Here is a 20,847-nt window from a genome sequence, read left to right as displayed (position 1 = left end):
CTCCGGGACGCGCGCACCGGGTGGGAGCGGGCGCGTGATCAGCGGTGTACCTGCCACCGTCTCTTTGAGTGAAGATCTCGCTGGGCGACGTAGCAGTCTCGGGCGGGGCGGGGGCGGGGGGCGGGGAGGGGGGGGGGGGGCGGGGTGGGGGGGGGGGGTCCGGGCTGGGTTCGGGCCCCAACCGGGGGGGGGGCGGGCCCGTTGGGTGCCCGCCCGCCTTCTCGCGCCCTCGCCGCAGGGTCGTCTTCCGGCCACCCGGTCGTGAGCGCGGCCGTCCGGTCGTAGGTCGTGAGTACGGCCGTCCAGTCGTCAGTACGGCCAGATCGGCGGGTGCGTCGTGAAGTGGCCGCCCAGGTGGGCGTGGTCCGGGTCGGCCGGGTCGAGTTCGCCCTGTTCGGCGATGAGCTTCTCGGCGTACGGCTCGGAGTCGTCCTGCGGCTCGTAGCCCAGCGCCCGGGCCGTCGAGAGGTCCCACCACAGGCGGGTGTTGGCGGAGGAGCCGTAGACGACCGTGTGCCGTACGTCCTCGGCGGTCAGCGCCGCGTGGAAGAGACGGGCGCCGTCCTCGGGGCTCATCCAGACGGAGAGCATGCGCACGCTGGTGGGCTCCGCGAAGCAGGAGCCGATGCGGACCGAGACCGTCTCCAGGCCGTGCTTGTCCCAGTAGAACTGCGCCAGGTCCTCGCCGAAGGACTTGGAGAGCCCATAGAAGGTGTCCGGGCGGCGCGGCGTGTCGATCGGGATCAGGGCGCTGTCGTCGAAGGGGGCCTCGCCCTGGGGGCGCGGGGTGAAGCCGACGGCGTGGTTGGAGGAGGCGAAGACGATGCGTCGTACGCCCTCTTCGCGCGCCGCCTCGTACAGGTTGTACGTCCCCTCGATGTTCGCCTTGAGGATCTTGTCGAAGGAGGCTTCCAGCGAGATGCCCGCGAGGTGGATGATCGCGTCGACGCCCCGCACGGCCTCGCGCAGGGCGGCCCTGTCCGCGAGGTCCGCGGTGAGCGCGTCCGGCTCGCCCTCGACGGGCAGCAGGTCGAGGAGGCGCAGCTGGTAGCCGTAGTCCGGCAGCAGCCCCCGCATCAGGGTGCCGAGTCCGCCGGCGGCGCCGGTGAGCAGAACGGTGCGGGGAGCGGGCATGCGGGTGTCTCCTCACGGCCACGTGAGTGGCCGTATTCGTGTACGGCATTCACATCCATGGACACGCTAAGGAGCGCCGACCTGCTCCGTCAAGTGTCGCGCGGAGGTGGCGAATCCGCTGCTGTGTCGCGGGTTTGCGCGCTTGACCGGCCCCAAGGTCGCGCTTTAGCGTGGTGGCGTTCAGAAATATGGACATGGATCAGAAACATGCACCGGCTGTTGTGTGCGTGAGCACCTGCCCCAGGGAGAGTCCGTGACGTCAGCCCCCCTTGCCGCTCGGCTCAGCATCCCCAGCGGGCCGCTGTTCTTCCCCGTCACGGCGTACGGCCCCGACGGTGCCCTCGATCTCGACACCTACCGCGCGCACGTGCGACGCGGCGTCGAGGCCGGTGCCGCCGCCGTCTTCGCCTGCTGCGGCACCGGGGAGTTCCACGCGCTCACGCCGGAGGAGTTCCAGGAGTGCGTGCGGGCGGCCGTGGAGGAGGTTGCCGGGCGGGTTCCGGTCGTCGCGGGCGCCGGGTACGGGACCGCGCTCGCCGTACGGTTCGCACGCCTCGCCGAGGAGGCCGGGGCCGACGCGCTGCTCGCGATGCCGCCGTATCTGGTGGTGGCGGGGCAGGAGGGGCTTCTGCGGCACTACCGGGAACTCGCCGCCGCCACCTCGCTGGACATCGTGGTCTACCAGCGCGACAACGCCGTGTTCACGCCCGAGACCGTGGTCGAACTCGCCCGCACCGAGGGGATCATCGGTTTCAAGGACGGGGTGGGCGACCTCGACCTGATGCAGCGGATCGTGAGCGCGGTGCGCAGTGAGGTCCCCGGCGACTTCCTGTACTTCAACGGGCTGCCGACCGCCGAACTGACGGGGCTCGCGTACCGGGGCATCGGCATCACGCTGTACTCGTCGGCGGTCTTCTGCTTCGCACCCGAGATCGCCCTGGCGTTCCACACGGCGCTCAACGCGGGCGACGACGAGACGGCGAACCGGCTGCTGGACGGCTTCTACCGCCCCTTCGTCGACCTGCGGGCCCAGGGCCGCGGATACGCGGTCTCCCTGGTCAAGGCGGGGGTGCGGCTGCGGGGGCTGGACGTGGGTGAGGTACGGCCGCCGCTGCACGAGCCGACCGAGGACCATGTGAAGCAGCTCGCGCAGCTGATCGAGCGTGGGTATGCGCTGCTGGAGCCGCTCGAAGGACCTGAGGGGCCTGAGGGAGAAGGACGGCCGGGGGAGGGCGAGTGAAGGCGTCCGCTTTCGTCTATCCGTGGGACGTCGTCGGGGATCCGGGGGCGGCCGAGCGGATCGCCGGGCTCGGGGTGCGGCAGGTGACGCTCGCCTCCGCGTACCACTCCACGCGCGCGCTGACCCCTCGCCACCCCCGGCACCGGATCGTGACGGCCTCGCACGCCGCCGTCCTGTACCCCGTCGACGACGCGCGGTGGGAGGGGCGCGCGCTGCGGCCGTACGCCGCCGGGGAGTGGGCGCCCGGGGACGCGTACGGGGAGGCGGCCGACGCGCTCGCGGAGACCGGACTGGACGTCCACACATGGGTGGTCCTCGCGCACAACTCCCGGATGGGTGCCGAGCATCCGTCCACCTGCGTCGTCAACGCCTACGGGGACCGCTATGCGTGGGCGCCGTGCATCGCGCGGGCCGACACGCGGGCGTACCTCGTCGACCTCGCGGTGGAGGCGGCGGTGCGGCCCGGGGCGCTGGGTACGGAGCTGGAGTCGCTCGGCTGGTACGGCCTCACGCATCTGCACGCCCACGACAAGATCGGTGGGGTGGGGCTCGGGGACGCCGGGCAGTACCTGATGTCGCTCTGCTTCTGCGCGGCCTGCCGGGAGGGGTACGGGGGATGCGGGCTCGACACGGATGACCTGGCGTCGGCCGTCCGGGAGGCGCTGGAACCGGTGTGGCGCGGGGACGTGCCGTCGGACGGCGGCTGGCCGGCCGTCGAGAAGCTGCTCGGGGGTGAGACGGCGGCCGCCACGCGCGCGTGGCGTGAGGGCGTGGCCCGTTCGCTCCAGGAGACGGCGGTCGCGGCGGTGCGGGCGGCCGCGCCGGCCGGCTTCCAGGTGTTGCTGCACGCCGATCCCGTGTCGTACCACTGCGGGGCGAACGCCGGGGTCGATCCCGGGCACATTCTGTCCGTCGCGGACGGGGTGGTGGTGCCGTGCACGGGTGGAGTGGGCCCGCTGACGCCGTTCGCGGAACAGGGGCGGGACGCGGCCGTACTGGCCGCCAACTTCACGGTCGTGTCAGGGATGGGAGGCAGTCCGGGCACGCTGGCGGCGGACGCGGCCCGGGCGGCTTCGGCGGGCGCGACCGAACTGCGGCTGTATCACGCGGGGTTGGCCTCGGACGGGGATCTGGACGCCGTGCGGGCGGTGTTGACGGGTCCGGCCTGAGCCCAGACCCCGGGGGTGCGTCTTCTAGGTGCGGGTGAGCGGGGGCAGGGTCAGGAGGCGGGTCAGCCCGAGGACCGGGAGCAGGAGCCGGTAGTCGACCAGTTCGATCAGGCCCGCGCCGACGGCCAGCCCGAGCGCGTTCGGGGCGTACATCAGGGTGTTCGCGGTGGCGGAGGTGCGGCCGAGGAGCGGGGCCGGAGTCTCGCGCTGGACGGCGGTGTACGCGGCGATCAGGACGCAGGGGAGGCCGAAGCCGATCACTGCGCCGCAGACCAGGGCCACCGCGTCGGACGGGACCGCGCGGAGCGCGACCGCGACCGCCGTGAGGGCGATGCCGTAAGCGGCGAAGCGGCGCTCGCCCAGTCGGCGGAGCAGGGGACCCGAGACCAGGCCGATCAGCACCGAGCCGGCGCCTTGGGCGACGTAGAGGAGGCCGACGTACGCGGGGGAGTGGCCAAGACCCTCGGCGACGGCGTAGACCGTGGCGCCGTTGACGCCCGCGAAGAGCATGGTCGTGGCGGCGGCCAGGATCAGTGGCCGGAGTTCCGGGTGATGCCGGATGTGGCGGATGCCCGCGACGGTCCGGGCTCGCAAGGCCGAGGGGTCCGGGGCGGGCGGGGCCTCGCGGACCCGCAGCAGCGCGTACAGCCCGGCCGCGAGGGCGAACGTCCCGGCGTCCAGGACGGCCACCCTCGCGCCGCCGTACGCCGCGTACAGGCCCGCCCCGGTCAGCGGAGCCAGGAGCTTCATGCCCTCGCCCGCCGTCATGCGCAGGCCGTTCAAGTCGCCGAGGAGGTGCCTGTCGACAGCCGTGGCCATGAGCGCCGACTCCGCCGCGTCATGGACGACGCCCGCCGCCCCGTAGAGCGAAAGCACCGTGAAGAGGATCCACAGGCCCTCCCGGGTGGTCACGGCCGACAGCGTCGGCAGGAGCGCGGCCAGGGCCAGGTTCAGGGCGATCAGGAGCGGCCGGCGGCGGGTGCGGTCCGCGAGCACGCCGAGGACGGGGCCGACGAGCGTGGGGGCCCAGAGGGCGAACACGCACAGGGCCGCCATACCGTTGGAGCCCGTCAGGTCCTTGACCCAGATGCCCGACACCAGCCACATCGCCGACGAGCCGAAGCCCGAGACCACCACTCCGGCCAGGTACAACCCCGCGTTGCGGTCACCCAGCACACGCGTCACCGTCCATGTCATGACAGGTGATCGTGGTTGTAAGGAGGGCGGTCGGGGATCGGGCATCCGACCTATCTCCTCGGCCGGGAGCGATGAGTTCCGGGCGCCGTTTCGGTCTGTCTCCGGAGTGGAGTCACAGATGAGCCGACGAGCTGAAGAGCTCAAGAGCCGGGGAGCAGCGGATGACGGACGACCGGACTTTCGACACCTTCGACCTCGGGCCGCAGGCCCTGATCGTGGCACGCCTCGCGGCGGGGATGACGCAGGAGCAGCTCGACCGCGCCACGCCCTGTCCCGGGCTCGCGGTGCACAACATGCTCGGGCATCTGGGCGGACTGGCCGTCGCCTTCCGTGACGCCGGGCGCAAGGACCTGGGCGTCACGACCGACACCAACCCCGGTTCCGTGGTGCCGGACATCGGGCCCGACTGGCGTGCGGCCCTGCCGAAGGCGCTCGACGAGCTCGCCGAGGCCTGGCGCGACCCGGCCGCGTGGACCGGCGTGACCCGTGCCGGCGGGGTGACGCTGCCGGGTGCGGTCGCCGGGGCCGTGGCCGCCGACGAGCTGGTGGTGCACGGCTGGGACCTGGCCCGGGCCACCGGCCAGGAGTACGAGCCCGACGAGGTCGCGTTGCGGGCGGCGTACGGCTTCCTCGCCGGCGCGGCCGAGAGTTCCGGCCCGGGCGGGGGCGTGTTCGGCCCCGTGGTGCCCGTGCCTGACGATGCGCCCTTCCTCGACCGCGTGATCGGCCTCAGCGGCCGCGACCCCGGCTGGAAGCCGTAGCCCGGCCGAGTTGCAGAAGCATACGGACTCCGGAAGGGCTGTGTGCGATCTGATCGGGTGCGACATCGAGGCGTACGGCCCGCAGGCCGAGTGCGCACGGGGCGCCGGTCGAGTGTGAGGGGGCGTTCCAGCGTTCCTCTGTGAGGCGAACAACAACCGGCATCGCGAAAGCGAACACCGCGCAGAGAACGTCCGTCGGCCCGGACCTCCTTCGTCACCCCCACTTCTTTTGTTCGAAGCGTTGACGAAACACGGCTGCGCTCCTACCTTCAACGCGTCGTACTTCGTACGTCATATATGAGACGCGATACACGAGATCAGATACAGATCCGAGAGGCGCGCATGACCTCTGTGCCCATTCCGATCCCGTCCCGCACGCAGTTCGTGCTGGAGGGGATCAAACACCGCATACTCACCGGGCAGTTGACCCCGGGGCAGGCCCTGGTCGAGACCGAGCTCGCCGCACAGTTCGGGGTGTCGAAGACGCCCGTGCGTGAGGCGCTGAAGACCCTGGCCGGTACCGGACTCGTCGTGATGAACCAGTACAAGGGCGTCACGGTGCGCATGGTGGACGCGGACATGGCGCGCGAGGTGTACGACGTGCGGCTGCTGCTGGAGCCGGAGGCGCTGCGGCGGACCGTACGGCGCGAGGCGTCGCTCGACGCCGCGCGCGACGCGCTGACCCGCGCCGACGACGCCTCCGACACCGCCGAACGCTCGCTCGCCAACCGGGAGTTCCACCGCGCCCTGTATGTCTCCTGCGGCAACCCGCTGCTCGGCCGGATGCTCGACGAAGTGCGTGACCAGGCCGCTCTCGTCTCGGCGGTCGCCTGGGCCGCCGACCCGTCCTGGGAGCGCGAGGCCGGCGAGCACCGGGAGATCCTGCGCCTCGCCCTCGACGGTGACTCCGACGGCGCGGCCCGCGCGCTGCACGCCCACATCGAGTCGTTCGTGCAACGGGCCTTCCCCGCGGCCCAGGAAGAGGTCGGACAGGAATGACAGCGACGTACGAGACCCAGCGGGCGGCGCTCGCCGAGGTCGTGGCGATCCCCGTGACCCCCTTCACGGAGGACGGGACGATCGACGGCGACACCCACCGGGCCCTGCTGCGTCGGCTGCTCGACGGCGGCATCCGCACCCTCACCCCGAACGGCAACACCGGTGAGTTCTACGCCCTGACCCCCGAAGAGCGGCAGCTCGTCACCGAGTTGACGATCGACGAGGCCGGCGACCGCGCCACCGTCCTGGTCGGCGTCGGACACGACGTGCCGACCGCCATCGCCTCCGCCCGGCACGCCCGGGAGCTCGGGGCGCAGATGGTGATGGTCCATCAGCCCGTGCACCCCTACGTCTCGGAGGGCGGCTGGGTCGACTACCACCGGGCCATCGCCGAGGCCGTGCCGGAACTGGGCGTCGTGCCCTACATCCGCAACCCGGTGCTGCCCGGCGCCCGGCTCGCCGACCTCGCCGACGTCTGCCCGAACGTGATCGGCGTGAAGTACGCCGTCCCGGACGCGGCCCGCTTCGCCGCCTTCGCCCGGGACGCGGGGCTCGACCGGTTCGTGTGGGTCGCGGGCCTCGCCGAACCGTACGCCCCGTCGTACTTCTCGGCCGGCGCCACGGGTTTCACCTCGGGCCTCGTGAACGTCGCCCCGGCCGTCTCCCTGAACATGATCGAAGCCCTCCGGGCCGGTGACTACCCGGCCGCCATGAAGGTCTGGGAGCAGATCCGCCGCTTCGAGGAGCTGCGCGCGGCGAACACCTCCGCCAACAACGTCACCGTGGTCAAGGAGGCCCTCGCCTCGCTCGGCCTGTGCCGCCGCGAGGTCCGCCCGCCGAGCAGGGAGCTGCCCGACTCCGAGCGCGCGGAGGTCGCCGCCATCGCCGCGGGGTGGTCCATATGAGCCAGGGCGGAAAGGAGCCCAAGCGCCCCGAGGAGCTCCGGAGCCATCAGTGGTACGGCAGCGGCGTCTCATCGGGTCTGCGCTCCTTCAGCCACCGGGCCCGCACCCGCCAGCTCGGCTACCTGCCCGAGGAGCACCTCGGCAAGCCGGTCATCGCGATCCTGAACACCTGGTCCGACATCAACCCCTGTCACGTCCATCTGCGCGACCGCGCGCAGGCCGTGAAGCGGGGGGTGTGGCAGGCCGGGGGCTTCCCGCTCGAATTCCCGGTCTCCACCCTCAGCGAGACCTTCCAGAAGCCGACCCCGATGCTCTACCGCAACCTGCTGGCGATGGAGACCGAGGAACTGCTGCGCTCGTATCCCGTCGACGGCGCGGTACTGATGGGCGGCTGCGACAAGTCCACGCCCGCCCTGCTCATGGGCGCCGCGTCCGTCGACCTGCCGGCCGTCTTCGTGCCCGCCGGGCCCATGCTGCCCGGTCACTGGCGGGGCGAGGTCCTCGGTTCCGGCACCGACATGTGGAAGTACTGGGACGACAAGCGCGCCGGACTCATCGGCGACTGCGAGATGACCGAGCTGGAGAGCGGGCTCGCGCGGTCTCCTGGACACTGCATGACCATGGGTACGGCGTCCACGCTGACGGCTGCCGCCGAGGCGCTCGGGGTGACCGTGCCCGGCGCGTCCAGCATCCCCGCCGTCGACTCCGGGCACGACCGGATGGCGGCCGCGGCGGGCCTGAGGATCGTCGAACTCGTCCGCCAGGACCGGAAGCTGTCCGACATCCTCACCGCGGACGCGTTCGAGGACGCGGTGACGACCGTCCTCGGGCTCGGCGGCTCCACCAACGCCGTGATCCATCTGATCGCCATGGCGGGCCGCGCGGGTGTCACCCTCACGCTCGACGACTTCGACCGGATCGCGCGGACCGTGCCGGTGCTCGCGAACGTCCGGCCCGGCGGCCAGAAGTACCTCATGGAGGACTTCCACTTCGCCGGCGGTCTGCCCGGGTTCCTGTCGCGGATCACCGATCTGCTGCACCTGGACCGGCCGACGGTGTCGTACGACAGCATGCGTGAGCAGCTGGCCGGCGCCCAGGTGCACGACGACGACGTCATCCGCACCCGGCACAACCCGGTCGCGGCCGAGGGCGGTGTCGCCGTACTGCGCGGCAACCTCTGCCCCGACGGAGCCGTCATCAAGCACATCGCCGCCGAGCCGCACCTGCTCAAGCACACCGGTCCCGTGGTCGTCTTCGACGACTACAAGACCATGCAGCGGACCATCAACGACCCGTCGCTCGGCATCACGGCGGACAGCGTGCTGGTGCTGCGGGGCTCCGGGCCCAAGGGCGGCCCCGGCATGCCGGAGTACGGGATGCTGCCCATCCCCGACCATCTGCTGAAGCAGGGTGTACGGGACATGGTGCGGATCTCCGACGCCCGGATGAGCGGCACGAGTTACGGCGCCTGCGTGCTGCACGTGGCGCCCGAGTCGCACATCGGCGGACCGCTCGCCCTGGTACGCACCGGGGACACGATCACCCTCGACGTCGAGGCACGGTCGCTCCAGCTCAACGTGGACGACGAGGAGTTGGAGCGGCGCAGGGCGGAGTGGACGGCGCCGCCCGAACGGTACGCGCGCGGGTACGGGGCGCTCTACAACGAGCAGATCACCCAGGCGGACACCGGCTGCGACTTCGCGTTCCTGGCCCGGCCGGGGAAGGTGCCGGACCCGTACGCGGGCTGAGCGTGCCCGCGAGGGCCGCCCCGCTTTGAGTCTCACCCGATCGACATCTCGAACAGCAAGCAGCGATCAGTAAACAGCAAGCGCTTCACCCATGTGTACGTAGCAAGCGCTTCCTGTCAGTACAGCAAGCGTTCCACGGCACCCGCCAGAACGGAGAACAGTCATGGCCCAAGCCGCAGTCGTGGCGAAACAGCCCGCGCCACCCCGGCGGCGCCGTGGCTCGGCGACGCCCCGCAAGCTCCCATATCTGCTGATCGCCCCGGCGGGCCTGCTGATGCTGGGCTTCATCGCCTACCCGGTCATCAGCGTTTTCTACTACAGCCTGCAGAACTACAACCCCACCAAACCGTGGCGCAACGGCTTCGCGGGCCTCGACAACTTCACCCACGCCTTCACCAGCGACCCCCAGTTCTGGGACACACTGACCTTCAGCGCCAAGTGGGTCTTCGTCGAGGTCGGCCTGCAACTGCTCTTCGGGCTCGCGCTCGCGCTGATCGTCAACCAGACCTTCGTGGGACGGGCCGTCGGCCGCGCGCTGGTCTTCTCGCCCTGGGCGGTCTCCGGTGTGCTGACCTCCGCGATCTGGGTGCTGCTCTACAACTCCCAGACCGGCATCACCCGTTACCTGGCCGACGCGGGCATCGGCCAGTACGGCACCAGCTGGCTGTCGGACACCTCCACCGTCTTCCCGGCGGCCGTGGTCGCCGACCTGTGGCGCGGTGTCCCCTTCTTCGCGATTTTGATCCTCGCCGACCTCCAGTCCGTCTCCAAGGACCTGTACGAGGCCGCCGAGGTCGACGGTGCCAGCCGCTTCAAGCAGTTCCTGCACATCACACTGCCGCACCTGAAGGACGCCATCATCCTGTCCACGCTGCTGCGCGCGGTCTGGGAGTTCAACAACGTCGACCTGCTCTACACGCTCACGGGCGGTGGTCCCGCGGGCGAGACGACGACCCTGCCGCTCTACATCGCCAACACCAGCGTCGACGCCCACAACTTCGGCTACGCGTCCGCCCTCACCACGGTCGCGTTCGTGATTCTGCTCTTCTGTTCGGTCGTCTATCTGCGACTGAGCAAGTTCGGAGGCGGGGACAAGTGATCACCAAGGACGCCACGATCAGCGCCCCCGTGGCACCCGCTCCGCTCGCCGAGGAACCCCGACAGCGCCCGGGGAGGAAGCGCCGCGCCTGGGACGAGGTCCCGCGCCGGCACATCTACCTCCCGCTCTCCCTCTACCTCCTCTTCACGCTGATCCCCTTCTACTGGATCCTGCTCTTCGCGCTCCGCCCGGCCGGCTCGACCTCGCTCGTGCCCTGGCCCATGACCTTCGAGCACTTCGACAAGGTGTGGAACGACCGCAGCTTCGGGACCTACTTCCAGAACAGCGTGCTCATCGCCGTCGCCACGCTGGTGATGACGACCCTCGTCGCCCTCGCCGGCGGGTACGCCCTGGCCCGCTTCGACTTCAGGATCAAGCGCGGCTTCATGCTGGCGCTGCTCTGCTCCCAGTTCGTGCCGGGCGCGCTGCTCCTGGTCCCGCTCTTCCAGATCTTCGCCAAGCTCCAGATGATCAACTCGCTGGGCAGCGTCATCATCGCCGAGACGGTCTTCCAGCTGCCGCTGTCGATGATCCTCATCAGCGGGTTCATCAGGAACGTCCCGTACTCGCTCGAAGAGGCCGCCTGGGTCGACGGCTGCGACCGCTTCACCGCCTTCCGGATCGTCGTCCTGCCCCTGCTGCGGCCCGGGCTGATCGCCGTCGGCTCCTTCGCCTTCGTGCACGCCTGGAACCACTTCCTGTTCGCCCTGATGTTCCTCAGCGACCAGAGCAAGCAGACCATCCCCGTCGGCCTCAACACGCTGATGAGCTCCGACAGCGTCGACCTGGGCGCGCTCGCCGCGGGCGGCATCATCGCGGCCGTCCCCGTCGTCATCGTCTTCGCCTTCATCCAGAAGTGGCTGATCACCGGGTTCAGCGCGGGGGCGGTGAAGGGATGAGGGCCGCCGAGGAATTTCCGTCGAGCACGTCCACCGGACAACTGCCGCTGCCCGTCGTTCTCGCGGGTGCGCGCGGTCACGGCCGCTGGCATCTGGAGAACATCCGCCGGCTCCAGGACAAGGGGCTCGTACGGCTGGCGGGCATCTGCGAGCTGACCCCGCTCAGCGCGGAGGAACTGAACGGGCAGACGGTCGAGCAGTCGGCCGACTTCGGCGCCCTCCTCGACTCCACCGGCGCCGCGATCGCCGTGATCTGCACGCCCATTCCCACCCACACCGACCTGGCGCTGATCGCCGCGGGCAAGGGCGTACACCTCCTGCTGGAGAAGCCGCCCGCGCCGTCGTACGCCGAGTTCCGCCGGATGGCCGACGGAGTCGCCGCGGCCGGGGTCGTCTGCCAGATCGGCTTCCAGTCGCTCGGTTCGCACGCCGTGCCCGCGATCCGGAAGCTGATCGCGCAGGGTGCGATCGGCCAGGTGGCCGGGATCGGCGGGGCGGGCGCCTGGGCGCGCGACGAGGCGTACTACCGGCGGGCGCCGTGGGCGGGCAAGCGCCGTCTGAACGGCGTGGACGTGATCGACGGGGCGCTCACCAACCCCCTCGCGCACGCCGTCGCCACCGCCCTGGCGCTCAACGGATCCACCCGCGCCGAGGACGTCACCGCGATCGAGACCGAGCTGCTGCACGCCAACGACATCGAGTCCGACGACACGTCCTGCGTACGGATCACCACCCCGCGGGGCCGGGTCACCGTCGCCGCCACTCTCTGTGCCGAGCGGCCCGGCGAACCGTACGTCCTGGTGCACGGCAGCAGCGGCCGGATCACCTTCTGGTACAAGCAGGACCGGGTGCTGGTGCAGCGGTCCGGGCACGGCCCGGAGGAGATCGAGTACGGCCGCACGGACCTGCTGGAGAACCTGGTCGCGCATCTGACGGAGGGTGCCGAACTGCTGGTCGCGCCGGATACGACGGGTGCCTTCATGAAGGTGGTGGAGGCGATCCGGCAGGCGCCGGACCCGCTCGCGCTGCCCGCCGACGCCTGGGAGCCGCTCCCCGAGGAGAACCGCAGGGTCGTGCCCGGCATCGACGGACTCGTCGCGGCCGCCGCCGACACCCTCGCCCTCTACTCCGAGCTCGGCGCCTCCTGGGCCCGGCCGAACCAGGCCCCGAACCAGGCCCCGGACGACGTTCCGAGCGGCGTCCCGAACAAGGCCGCGAACAAGGTGGGAAGCGAGGTGAGCACCCCATGAACCACGCACAGAGCACCGACTCGCTCGTCCTGCGTGTCGCGGGCCGCCCGGTCGGCCGGTACGTCACCCGGCCCGAACTCGCGCCCCGCCTCTCGCCGCGCCCCTACCTCCACCCGGTCACCACCCTGGCCGGCACGGCCGTCACCGAGCTCAGCCCCGCCGACCACACCCACCACCTCGGCGTCGGTGTCGCCGTTCCCGACGTCGAGGGGCACAACTTCTGGGGCGGGCGCACCTACGTCCGCGACCAGGGACCCACCGAGCTGGCCAACCACGGCGCCCAGCGGCACTCCGGTTTCCAGCTGCGCGACCCGGACGGCTTCGTGGAGGAGCTGCGCTGGGTGGCCGCGGGCGGCGAGCTGCTGCGCGAGCGCCGTACGGTCGCCGTCACCGAACTCACCGAGTCCGCCTGGGCGTTGGACTTCACCTTCTCCCTCACCAACACGACCACCCGCCCCCTCTCGATCGGCAGCCCGGCCACCAACGGGCGGCCCGGAGCGGCCTACGGCGGCTTCTTCTGGCGGGCCCGCAAGGAAGCGCGGGCGCCGCGCGTCTTCACCGCCGACACCGAGGGCGAGGAGACGGTCCACGGGGCCCCCGCCGACTGGCTCGCCCTCGCGGGCGCGGGCTGGACCCTCGTCTTCGCCGGGGCCACCGCGGCGACCCGCCGCGACCCGTGGTTCGTGCGCACCGCCGAGTACCCGGGCGTCGGATCCTCCCTCGCGCACACCGAACGGCTGCCGATCCCGGCCGGGGAGACGGTCGTACGCCGGGTCGTCACCGTCGTCGCGGACGGCGCCCTCGGCAGCAGCGAGGCCGCGGCGCTGGTGCGGAAGGCGGTGAGCCCCTGATGGCGCTGGCCTCGGCAGACCTCGGCGACGGCACCTACCGCAACCCCGTCCTCGACGCCGACTGGTCCGACCCCGACCTTCTGTGCGTGGGCGACGACTTCTACCTCACCGCCTCCAGCTTCGGCCGCGCGCCCGGACTGCCGCTCCTGCACTCCCGCGACCTGGTCAACTGGACCCTCGTCGGACACGCGCTCGGGCTCCTGGAACCCGCGGGGGAATTCAGGAAGCCCCGGCACGACTGCGGTGTGTGGGCCCCGTCCCTGCGGCACCACGACGACCGCTTCTGGATCTTCTGGGGCGATCCCGACCACGGCATCTTCCAGGTCAACGCCCCGGAGATCCGCGGTCCCTGGACCCGGCCGCACCTGGTCAAGGAGGGCAAGGGCCTCATCGACGCCTGCCCGCTGTGGGACGAGGAGACCGGCGAGGCGTATCTCGTGCACGCCTGGGCCAAGTCCCGTGCGGGCGTGAAGAACCGGCTCACCGGCCACCGTATGCGCCCCGACGGCACCGGACTGCTCGACGAGGGCAAGGTGATCATCGACGCGGACCGGATCCCGGGCTGGTTCACCCTCGAAGGGCCCAAGGCCTACCGGCACGACGGCTGGTTCTGGATCTTCGCACCCGCAGGGGGAGTGGAGACCGGCTGGCAGGGCGCCTTCCGCTCGCGCGGCTTCTTCGGCCCGTACGAGGAGCGGGTGGTGCTGGAGCAGGGGGACACCGAGGTCAACGGCCCCCACCAGGGCGGCTGGGTGCGCACGAGGGCCGGCGAGGACTGGTTCGCGCACTTCCAGCAGCGCGGGCCCTACGGGCGTGTCGTCCACCTCCAGCCGATGCGCTGGGGCGCCGACAACTGGCCGGTGCTCGGTGACGAGGGCGCCCCCGTCGCCGTACACCGGAAGCCGCGACTGCCGCCGCAGCCGCCCTGCGCACCCGCCACCGACGACGACTTCCCCGGCGGCCGCTTCGGACGGCAGTGGCAGTGGACCGCCAACCCCCATGACGGCTGGGCCACCCAGCACTCGGGGGACGGGCTGCGGCTGAGCTGCGTACGGACGGCGGACGCGCACGACCTGCGCAGACTGCCGAACGTCCTCACCCAGCGGTTACCCGGAATTCCCGCCACCGTCGGGGTGGAGCTGCGCCTCGACAGCGAGGAGCCGGGGGCGCGGGCGGGGCTCGCGGTGCTCGGGGACGCTTTCAGCTGGATCGGGCTCCAGCGGGAGGCGGACGGGTCGGTGCGGCTCGTGCACCGGTTCGCCGAGTCGGTCGCCATGGGGGCACCTCCCACGCCTTCAGGGCAGTGGGGGAGAGAGCGCGACGCCGCGCATCCGCGAGAGGCGCCCGAGGGGCGGGCCCGGCTGTGGATCGAGAGCGGGGCGGGGGCGCGCTGCCGGTTCTCCTACGACGTCGGGGGCGGCCGGCAGTCCTCCGGCCAGGTCTTCGCCGCCACCTCCTGGCGCTGGGTCGGCGCCCTGCTCGGACTTTTCGCACTCGCGCCCGTCGGCGGGGGACACACCGGCGCGGCCTCGTTCACGCAGTTCCGCATCACCAGTTCCTTCCGCTGACAAGACCACACAACCCCGTTGGATCCAGAAGAAGAGAGCCGATCAATGAAGATCAACATCCACAGAACCGGGCGTGCCGCGACGGTCGTCGCCCTGGGCTCCGTGCTTGCGCTCACCGCCACCGCCTGCGGCGACAACGGCAGCGGAGCGGCGGGCGACAAGGGCACCGAGGGCTCCGGCAAGGGCGAGATCACCTTCTGGGACAACAACGGCGGTGTCCGCACCGACATCTGGAAGCAGATCATCGCGGACTTCGAGAAGAAGTACCCGGACATCAAGGTCAAGTACGTCGGCATCCCGGCGGCGAGCGCCCAGTCGAAGTACGACACCGCCATCCAGGGCGGCGGCCTGCCCGACGTCGGCGGCGTGGGTACCGCGATGCTCGCCGAGGTCGCCGTCCAGGGCGCGCTGGAGCCGCTGGACAGCCGGCTCAAGGGGAGCTCGCTGGGCGGCAAGCTGAGCCAGAACCTGCTCGACGTCAGCCGGGCCGCGGGCGGCGGTGACGCCCTGTACCAGGTGCCGACCTCCGCCAACAACGGCACGCTGTGGTACCGGACGGACCTGTTCAAGGCGGCGGGACTGGACGCACCGACCACCTGGTCGAAGTTCTACGACGCCGCCGACAAGCTCACCGACAAGGGCAAGAACAAGTTCGGCTTCACCATCCGGGGCGGCGAGGGAGCCATCGCGCCGGCCCTCGACGCGGTGTACGGCCAGACCGGCATCACCTCGTTCTGGAACGGCGACAAGACCACCGTCAACGACCCGAAGAACGTCGCCGCCCTCGAGAAGTACATCGCCCTGTACAAGAAGGACACCCCGTCCGCCGACGTCAACAACGACTTCACCAAGATGGTCGCCCAGTGGGACAGCGGCACCATCGGCATGCTCAGCCACAACCTCGGCTCCTACCAGGACCACGTGAAGGCGCTGGGCGCGGAGAAGTTCCGCGGCATCCCGAACCCGACGCAGGACGACGGCACCCGGGTGCAGGTGTCCAACCCGGTCGACGGGATGAGCCTGTTCAAGTCCAGCAAGAACAAGGCGGCCGGCTGGAAGTTCATCGAGTTCGCCCTCTCGGCGGCGGAGAACTCCAAGTTCAACGAGTCGGCGGGACAGGTCCCGGCGAACACCGACGCGGCGAAGGACGCGTGGATCCAGAAGGCCGAGCCCACCAAGCTGGCCGCGGAGGCGCTGAACGGGGCCGGTACCAAGATCGTGCAGCTGCCGTACTACCTGCCGGACTGGAACACGATCTCCAAGTCCGACAACGAGCCGAACTTCCAGAAGCTGCTGCTCGGGAAGATGAGCGCGAAGCAGTTCCTGGACACGTTGGCCGATCAGTTGAACAAGGCGCAGGCGGACTGGAAGGCGAATCACTGAGAACTCGGGTGGTTCGGTCGGTTCTTGGCTGCGGGGCCGTTGTGGCTGGTCGCGCCCACGCGGCGGAGCCGCACATTGATACAGCCCCGCGCCCCTGAAAGACGGGGCGCGGGTCCCCCCTCTGCTTGAAAGGCACACGTCCGTGTCCCTTACGCGTAGACAGGTCACCTCGGCGGCTCTTGCCGCCGTTCCGGTCGCCCTTGCGGCAACCGGCACCGCACAAGCCACCCGGCGTCGCCGCACCCTCTACATCGCCGGTGACTCCACAGCCGCCCAGAAGTACGCCGACGCCGCGCCCGAGACCGGGTGGGGCATGGCGCTCGCGTTCTTTCTGCGGGAGCACCTGGAAGTCTCCAATCACGCCGTGAACGGGCGGAGTTCGAAGAGTTTCGTCGACGAGGGGCGGCTCGACGTCATCCTCGACGTGATCCGGCCCGGCGACTTCCTGCTCATCCAGTTCGGGCACAACGACGAGAAGAGCGCCGACCCGACGCGCTACACCGAGCCCTGGACGACGTACCAGGACTACCTGCGGCAGTACGTCGACGGGGCGCGGGCCCGTGGCGCGCGGCCCGTGCTCGCCACCCCCGTCGAGCGCAGAAAGTTCGACGCGGACGGCAACGCCTTGCCGACCCACGGCGACTACCCGGCGGCGATGCGTGCCCTCGCCGAACAGGAGCGCGTGGCGCTGCTCGACATCCAGGCCCTGTCGATCGCCCTGTGGCGGCGGCTCGGCGTCGAGGAGACCAAGAAGTACTTCAACTGGACCGCGACCGAGCAGGACAACACCCACTTCAACCCGCCGGGCGCGATCGCCGTGGCCCGTCTCGTCGCGGCCGAGCTGCTGCACCGCCGGGTGCTGGCGCACCGGGACGTGCGCCGGCTGGACGAGGAAGTCCCCGAGTCCTGGATCACCTGGCCGGACGCGGCCGCGTAACCCCCTTCCACAGAACCTCCGCCAGAAGGAGAGCCGCACAGTGAACACACAGAGATGGCATGCGCATGTCACAGCAAGGCCGGTGACGACGGCCCTGCTGGTCGGTTGCACCGCCCTGGCTCTCGCCGTCACCGGCACCACCGCCCAGGCCCAGGCCCGGTCGGGCGACCTCGGTCGAGGGACCCTCGCCGCCGGTGACGGCTGGGGCTCCGACGGCACGGGAACCTCCGGTGGTGCGGCGGCCGACACCGCGCACGTGTACACCGTCACCACCTGGGCCGAGTTCAAGGCCGCGTTGAAGAACGGCGGCACCGCCCCGAAGATCATCCAGGTGAGGGGCACGATCGACGCCAACGCCGAGGGCTGCGACTCCTTCGCCGCGCCGGGCTACGACTTCGACGCCTATCTGCAGAAGTACTCGCCGGAGAACTGGGGTTACGGCACCAACCTGGACGCCGAGCCCGACGACAGCCCCGAAGGCCTGCGCCGCGCCTCCGCCGCCAACCAGGACACTGCCATCAAGGCGGAGATCCCCGCCAACACCACCCTCGTCGGCCTCGGCAAGGGCGCGGGGTTCAAGGGCGCCAGCCTCCAGATCAAGGCCGTGGACAACGTCATCGTCCGCAACCTCACCTTCGAGAGCCCGCTCGACTGCTTCCCGCAGTGGGACCCGACCGACACCTCCGTCGGCAACTGGAACTCCGAGTACGACAGCACGGTGGTGTACGGCTCGACGCACGTCTGGCTGGACCACAACACCTTCACCGACGGGGACCACCCCGACAGCACGCTGCCCACGTACTTCGGCCGGATCTTCGAGCAGCACGACGGCGAGCTGGACATCGTCAAGGGCGCGGACTACGTGACCGCCTCCTGGAACGTCTTCGCCGACCACGACAAGACGATCCTCATCGGCAACAGCGACAGCGCGTCCACCGCCGCGGTCGACCGGGGCCACCTCAAGGTCACCTTCCACCACAACCTGTTCTCGAACCTCGTCGAGCGCGCGCCGCGCGTCCGCTTCGGCCAGGTCGACTCGTACAACAACCACTTCGTCGCGGGCGACGGCTACTCCTACAGCTACGGCATCGGGATGGAGTCCCAACTCGTCGCCGAGCACAACGCGTTCACGCTGCCCGCCGGGGTCAGCGCGGCGACCGTCCTGAAGAAGTGGAAGGAGGCGCCGCTCACCGCGGCGGACAACTACGTCAACGGGGCGGCCACCGATCTGATCGCCGTGCACAACGCGGAGATCCCGGCGGAGACGCTGCGGTCCGGGGCCGGATGGACGCCGACCCTGCGGACCAAGGTCGACTCGCCCAGGGCGGTACCGCGGATCGTGGACCACGGGGCGGGCGCCGGAAAGATCTGCTGACCCACGTCGGACCCACGCCTGACCGACCCACCTGCGACCCATCTCCTGGTCAGGCCGGAGCGGCTCCGCACTCGCCCATCACCCAGGGCGCGCCGCTCCGGCCCCTTTCCCCGCGGAGCCCGCGGGGCTCTTGAGCCGCCGCACAGCGAAGGAGCATCGTCATGCTCTCCCGCACCACCCCCAGTCGCAGAACCTTCCTCGCCGCCGGTGCCGGAGCCGCTCTGGCGCTCGGTCTCGCGGCCCCCGCGCGGGCCCAGGGGCGCTCCCCCTTCGGGCGCTACGGCTCACCGTCCGCCCGGCTCACCGAGCGGACCCTGTACGTCCACCCCGGCGGCCTCGGCGACCACACCACCGTCCAGGCCGCCGTCAGCGCGGTTGGGGGCACCTCCCAGGCGTTAAGCACTGGGGGAGGGGCCGGATACACCCTGGTCATCGCGCCTGGAACGTACCGGGAGACCGTCGCCGTCGGCGTCGCCCGTACGGAGATGACCTGGATCGGCGCCTCCGGGGACCCGCGTGATGTCGTCGTCGTGTACGACAACGCCAACGGCACCCCGAAGCCCGGCGGCGGTACCTACGGGACCACCGGGTCGGCCACCACCACCGTGCAGGGCGACGGGTTCACCGCCCGTGGGATCACCTTCGCCAACGACTTCCTGCGCGCCGACCACCCCGAGATCACCGGTACCCAGGCGGTCGCCGTCAAGGTGCAGGGCGACCGCTCGGCGTTCGTGGGGTGCCGGTTCCTGGGCCACCAGGACACGCTGTACGCCGACTCGATCGCGCTCGCCACCTTCGCCCGCCAGTACTACCGCGACTGCTACGTCGAGGGTGACGTGGACTTCGTCTTCGGCCGGGCGACCGCCGTCTTCGATCGCTGCCACTTCCGCACCCTGAACCGCCCGGACCTGGCGGCCGCCCCGTACGGCTTCGTCTTCGCCCCCTCCACCGCCCTCGCCAACCCGCGCGGCTACCTGGTCATCGACAGCCGTGTGAGCAGCGCGGCCCCCGACGCGTACTACAAGCTCGCCCGCCCCTGGGTGCCCGGCTCGGACATCACCGCCCGGCCCATGCTGACCGTCCGCGACACCCGCCTCGCCGCCGGGATCGACGCGGTCGCGCCCTACACCGACATGGCGGACGCCTACCCGTGGCAGAGCCAGCGCTTCGCCGAGTACCGGAACACGGGGCCGGGCGCGGTGATCAGCGTCCCGGAGAACCGTCCTCAACTGAGCCCCGACGAGGCCGAGTCGGCGACCCGCGAGGCGTACCTCGGCGACTGGACGCCGTGGAAGGGGTGCTGAAGATGCGCCGACGCGCCTTCCTCGCCACGGCCGGTGCTCTCACGGTCCTCGGGGCGACTCCCGCCTTCGCGGGCGGGCGCCGGGTGCTGCACGTCCGCCCCGGTGACTCCGTCCAGGCCGCCGTCGACGCGGTGACCGGCGCCGGCTGGACGATCGTCGTGCACCCGGGCACCTACCGCGAGGTCGTGAACATCCCCGCAGACAAGGCCGACCTGACGCTGCGCGGTGCCACCGGCGACCCGCGCGACGCCGTCATCGTCTTCGACCGCGCCAACGGGACCCAGAAGCCGGACGGCTCGGGGACGTACGGCACCGCGGGCTCCGCCACCTTCACCTCGGCGGCGCCGGGGCTCACGGTGCACGGGCTGACGCTCGCCAACGACTGGCTGCGCGCCGACCACCCGGACATCACCGGGACACAGGCGGTGGCGGCGTACGTCATCGGGGACCGCTCGTCCTTCACCCGCGTCCGTCTGCTGGCACACCAGGACACCCTGTTCGCGGACACGACGGCCCTGACCGCCTTCGACCGCCAGTACTACCGCGACTGCTACATCCAGGGTGACGTCGACTTCGTCTTCGGACGGGCCACCGCCGTCTTCGAGAGTTGCCACTTCCACACCCTCGACCGGGACGTCACGTTCAGACCTGAGGGGATGGTCTTCGCGCCCTCCACGGCCCGCGCCAACCCGCACGGCTTCCTGGCCCTGCGCGGCCGGGTCACCTCGGGCGCGCAGGACGGGGCGTACAAGATCGCACGGCCGTGGGTGCCATCGTACGAGACGACGGCCTGGCCGTCCCTGGTCGTACGGGAGACGGAACTCGGTCCCGGCATCGACGCGGTGGCGCCCTACGTCAACATGCGCGAGGCCTACCCCTGGCAGTCCATGCGCTTTCGCGAGTACCGCAACACCGGCCCCGGCGCGGAGATCACCGTGCCGGAGAACCGTCCCCAGCTCACGGACACGGAAGCCATGTCGCACACGCGTGCGGCGTATCTCGGCGACTGGTGCCCGTGATGTCCCCGC

Annotated in this window: 18 protein-coding genes; 16 read left to right on the top strand and 2 right to left on the bottom strand. The window is 70.9% G+C overall.

The genetic code is table 11. The annotated features are described in order from the left end of the window. Positions 1-309: 309 nt before the first annotated feature. A complete protein-coding gene (locus ACFVWD_RS40910; RefSeq protein WP_389603038.1) occupies positions 310-1,134 on the bottom strand; it encodes an NAD-dependent epimerase/dehydratase family protein in 825 nt (274 codons plus the stop codon). 253 nt (positions 1,135-1,387) lie between these two features. Here ACFVWD_RS40910 and ACFVWD_RS40905 point away from each other — a divergent pair, with 253 nt between their 5' ends. Further along, positions 1,388-2,374 (top strand): 5-dehydro-4-deoxyglucarate dehydratase, encoded by a 987-nt coding sequence (locus ACFVWD_RS40905; protein WP_389603037.1) that lies wholly within the window; start codon positions 1,388-1,390, stop codon positions 2,372-2,374. Then, positions 2,371-3,543, top strand: coding sequence for a hypothetical protein (locus ACFVWD_RS40900; RefSeq protein ID WP_389603036.1), 1,173 nt, complete (start codon positions 2,371-2,373; stop codon positions 3,541-3,543). The genes ACFVWD_RS40905 and ACFVWD_RS40900 overlap by 4 nt, the downstream gene beginning before the upstream one ends. A gap of 24 nt (positions 3,544-3,567) precedes the next feature. On the opposite strand, the gene ACFVWD_RS40895 is transcribed toward ACFVWD_RS40900, so the two are convergent. After that, positions 3,568-4,740, bottom strand: a complete 1,173-nt coding sequence (locus tag ACFVWD_RS40895; RefSeq protein WP_389603035.1) for an MFS transporter — start codon at positions 4,738-4,740, stop codon at positions 3,568-3,570. Positions 4,741-4,901: 161 nt separating this feature from the next. Here ACFVWD_RS40895 and ACFVWD_RS40890 point away from each other — a divergent pair, with 161 nt between their 5' ends. The 14 genes from ACFVWD_RS40890 to ACFVWD_RS40825 all read left to right on the top strand — a co-directional run bounded on the left by ACFVWD_RS40890 (position 4,902) and on the right by ACFVWD_RS40825 (position 20,838). Continuing rightward, entirely contained in the window at positions 4,902-5,501 is a 600-nt protein-coding gene (locus ACFVWD_RS40890; protein WP_389603034.1) for a TIGR03086 family metal-binding protein, read from the top strand. 342 nt (positions 5,502-5,843) lie between these two features. Next, positions 5,844-6,500 carry a GntR family transcriptional regulator gene (locus ACFVWD_RS40885; RefSeq protein WP_389603033.1) on the top strand — a complete coding sequence of 219 codons (657 nt, stop codon included), beginning with the start codon at positions 5,844-5,846 and terminating at the stop codon, positions 6,498-6,500. Further along, positions 6,497-7,405, top strand: coding sequence for a dihydrodipicolinate synthase family protein (locus tag ACFVWD_RS40880; protein WP_385369795.1), 909 nt, complete (start codon positions 6,497-6,499; stop codon positions 7,403-7,405). Before ACFVWD_RS40885 ends, ACFVWD_RS40880 begins: the two co-directional genes overlap by 4 nt. Next, complete coding sequence (gene araD / locus ACFVWD_RS40875; protein ID WP_389603032.1) at positions 7,402-9,153, top strand: L-arabinonate dehydratase; 1,752 nt, start codon at positions 7,402-7,404, stop codon at positions 9,151-9,153. Before ACFVWD_RS40880 ends, araD begins: the two co-directional genes overlap by 4 nt. 163 nt (positions 9,154-9,316) lie before the next feature. After that, on the top strand, positions 9,317-10,252 hold the full coding sequence (locus ACFVWD_RS40870; RefSeq protein ID WP_101405858.1) for a carbohydrate ABC transporter permease: 936 nt from the start codon (positions 9,317-9,319) through the stop codon (positions 10,250-10,252). Further along, the gene (locus ACFVWD_RS40865) at positions 10,249-11,151 is read left to right on the top strand and encodes a carbohydrate ABC transporter permease (RefSeq protein ID WP_389603031.1); all 903 of its coding nucleotides are present in this window, start codon (positions 10,249-10,251) and stop codon (positions 11,149-11,151) included. Before ACFVWD_RS40870 ends, ACFVWD_RS40865 begins: the two co-directional genes overlap by 4 nt. After that, a complete protein-coding gene (locus tag ACFVWD_RS40860) occupies positions 11,148-12,401 on the top strand; it encodes a Gfo/Idh/MocA family protein (protein WP_389603030.1) in 1,254 nt (417 codons plus the stop codon). The genes ACFVWD_RS40865 and ACFVWD_RS40860 overlap by 4 nt, the downstream gene beginning before the upstream one ends. Further along, positions 12,398-13,252, top strand: coding sequence for a PmoA family protein (locus tag ACFVWD_RS40855; protein WP_389603029.1), 855 nt, complete (start codon positions 12,398-12,400; stop codon positions 13,250-13,252). Before ACFVWD_RS40860 ends, ACFVWD_RS40855 begins: the two co-directional genes overlap by 4 nt. Next, a complete protein-coding gene (locus ACFVWD_RS40850; RefSeq protein WP_389603028.1) occupies positions 13,252-14,820 on the top strand; it encodes a family 43 glycosylhydrolase in 1,569 nt (522 codons plus the stop codon). The genes ACFVWD_RS40855 and ACFVWD_RS40850 overlap by 1 nt, the downstream gene beginning before the upstream one ends. Positions 14,821-14,865: 45 nt before the next feature. Then, positions 14,866-16,203, top strand: a complete 1,338-nt coding sequence (locus ACFVWD_RS40845; protein WP_389603027.1) for an ABC transporter substrate-binding protein — start codon at positions 14,866-14,868, stop codon at positions 16,201-16,203. Between the two features lie 142 nt (positions 16,204-16,345). Beyond that, positions 16,346-17,140 carry a rhamnogalacturonan acetylesterase gene (locus ACFVWD_RS40840; RefSeq protein WP_389603026.1) on the top strand — a complete coding sequence of 265 codons (795 nt, stop codon included), beginning with the start codon at positions 16,346-16,348 and terminating at the stop codon, positions 17,138-17,140. A gap of 40 nt (positions 17,141-17,180) precedes the next feature. Beyond that, positions 17,181-18,515 (top strand): polysaccharide lyase family 1 protein, encoded by a 1,335-nt coding sequence (locus tag ACFVWD_RS40835; protein WP_389603025.1) that lies wholly within the window; start codon positions 17,181-17,183, stop codon positions 18,513-18,515. 161 nt (positions 18,516-18,676) lie between these two features. Continuing rightward, a complete protein-coding gene (locus tag ACFVWD_RS40830; protein WP_389603024.1) occupies positions 18,677-19,819 on the top strand; it encodes a pectinesterase family protein in 1,143 nt (380 codons plus the stop codon). Between the two features lie 2 nt (positions 19,820-19,821). Next, positions 19,822-20,838 (top strand): pectinesterase family protein, encoded by a 1,017-nt coding sequence (locus ACFVWD_RS40825; protein ID WP_389603023.1) that lies wholly within the window; start codon positions 19,822-19,824, stop codon positions 20,836-20,838. Positions 20,839-20,847 lie beyond the last annotated feature (9 nt).

It is taken from the genome of Streptomyces sp. NPDC058086 (assembly GCF_042885015.1).
In the GTDB taxonomy this organism is placed as follows: Bacteria; Actinomycetota; Actinomycetes; order Streptomycetales; family Streptomycetaceae; genus Streptomyces.
This window is presented reverse-complemented; position numbering and strand designations above follow the sequence as displayed.